Genomic DNA, 2,144 nt, shown 5'->3' with positions numbered 1-2,144 from the left:
AATATGTCATTTGTTTAGTAACAAATCGAGCAAGGCGCAAGCTGAGCAACAAAAGCGAAACGATATATACTAGATATTTAAAAATATTTAGGTGCCTATATCGGTGGTGTCCACCTCTTCCCATTCCGAACAGAGAAGTTAAGCCCACCAGAGCCGATGGTACTGCGGTAACACGTGGGAGAGTAGGTCGGTGCCAAATCTTAAAAGAAAGCCGGTAGTCATCATGACTATCGGCTTTTCTTGTTTATAACATTTTTATTTTCCCTTATTTCTGTCAAAGGTTTATGGGATTTTTGATATACGGGGTATGGTATTATTCTGAAAGAATTCTGTATAGCTCCAGATTGAGGTAATAACTATTGCCATGTATCATCCTTTTTTCAAGGATTCCAATATTTGACAACTCATCAAGATATTTACGTGCTGTATTTTCTGCATAAAGCCCCCTGTTTGTAAGATGCATTACCCGAGTAAAGGGTTCCATAAATAAGGTGCTTACGAGCGACTCTGGGCGGTTGATGTTTCCTCTAGAAATAACTGTATCCAGGATGGCATCTTTCGCTGAGATAATGTCATTAATTTTATTGTAAGTGAGGTTAGCTGTAACTTCAATAGCTTTCAACATAAAGAGAAACCAATTCTTCCAATTGCCTCTTTGAGTAATTCCAGATAGTGTTGAATAATAATCTTCTTTGTTATCCATAATGTAACGACTTAAGAAGAGAATTGGATAATCAAGTAATCCCTTTTTTGTAAGGTAATGGATGTTAAATATTCTTCCTGTCCTACCATTACCATCTCTGAAAGGGTGAATGGCTTCGAATTGAAAATGACCAATGGCCATTTTTAAGAGCGGATCTAGTGGATATTTCTCATCATCATTTAAAAAATTTATGAGGTTGCTAAGTTTTGATTCTATAATACCTGGGCCACGTGGCGGAGTGTAGGATGCTTTACCTGCATTTAAGCCAGAACCACCTTCTTTAATATAGATCTGTGCTACGGGTGGCCTTATGCCGTCTTTAAACTGGCTGATGGTTCTATACATTTTTATAAAGTAATCCTCATCGAATAGCTGGTCATTTTGTAAATATCCATAACCTAACCACAAAGCTTCTCTATAATTTAAGATCTCTTTGGTTGGGCCTTCTTGTTGTTTGGTTTGGTGTTCGCTATAAGCTTTATAAAGTTCATCATCTGTGGTAAAGATATTTTCTATGGCATTTGATGCTTTGGCTTCCTGTAAACTTATAGAATTGATTAGTAATCCTTGATTAGGAATAGCAATGCTACGGCCTTGTAATCTTCCGAGTGCAGCTTTAGCATTCCCCAGAAGGGAGAAGATTTGAATATCTTCATATAACTCTTTGTCTATTGGAAGTAAGGGTAGATCATTCCAAGGTTTGTTTCTGTCAGGGTTTATTGGATAAGCCATAATCAAATATAACGAAAAGAATCCACCTAACCTTAAAATGCGTTTATTTTTAAGGTTAGGTGTCTTTTGAGCCTTAAATTAAGCTAGGTTTAACTAGTTGGCCTTATTTTTACTGAATTTTTAAGGTTAGATGCAAGGTTCAACTTAAACGTTCGCACTGAATGTGGGTGCCAAACTTGAACAATGGATAAGACAGCTGAACGATTTGATCGTTGATATGAACAGAGTAGGAAGAGTTTAATATGATGAATCTGAAATATTCTTCAGTTTTTCTGGTTGTGTTGTAGGGAGTTATGGGTTTGACGGAGATAATAGTGTGTTTAAGTTTGTGGGGGCGTATAATTTTCCTAATTTTGCATCCCGCTTCGGAGGAAGGGTTTGTAAGAAAAGGAAGAAGATGAAGGTTGAACTGAAGGGTTAGAAAAAGAGATTGGTGTTTCTTTAAGGGTTGTTAAAAGGCTCGAAAATAAAAGAAATAAAGTTTAATAAAAAGCTTGACAAAACCAAAAAGATTTCTACCTTTGCAATCCCAAACAGAACGGGAGTTACCAGACGGAGTTTGTTAACAGAATAAAAAAGATTGAAACGTTAAAAATTTGAAACTGAGATTCGGAACATTAAGACCGAAACGAAACTGAAGAATAATAAACGAAGAAATATAAAGAAGATCCGTGAGGTGATTCGAGAAGTTCATTAAAGAGATGTCATT

General features: G+C 36.2%; 1 protein-coding gene and 1 rRNA gene. One reads left to right on the top strand and one right to left on the bottom strand.

Translation table 11 applies throughout. The features are described 5' to 3' along the window. The first annotated feature begins 87 nt into the window (after positions 1 to 87). Positions 88 to 199, top strand: a 5S ribosomal RNA gene (gene rrf / locus FBD94_RS25825). 114 nt (positions 200 to 313) lie between these two features. Here rrf and FBD94_RS25820 read toward each other — a convergent pair. Continuing rightward, entirely contained in the window at positions 314 to 1,435 is a 1,122-nt protein-coding gene (locus FBD94_RS25820; RefSeq protein ID WP_131612996.1) for a Fic family protein, read from the bottom strand. Positions 1,436 to 2,144: the final 709 nt, after the last annotated feature.

The organism is Pedobacter hiemivivus, assembly GCF_005144565.1.
In the GTDB taxonomy this organism is placed as follows: domain Bacteria; phylum Bacteroidota; class Bacteroidia; order Sphingobacteriales; family Sphingobacteriaceae; genus Pedobacter; species Pedobacter hiemivivus.
This window is presented reverse-complemented; position numbering and strand designations above follow the sequence as displayed.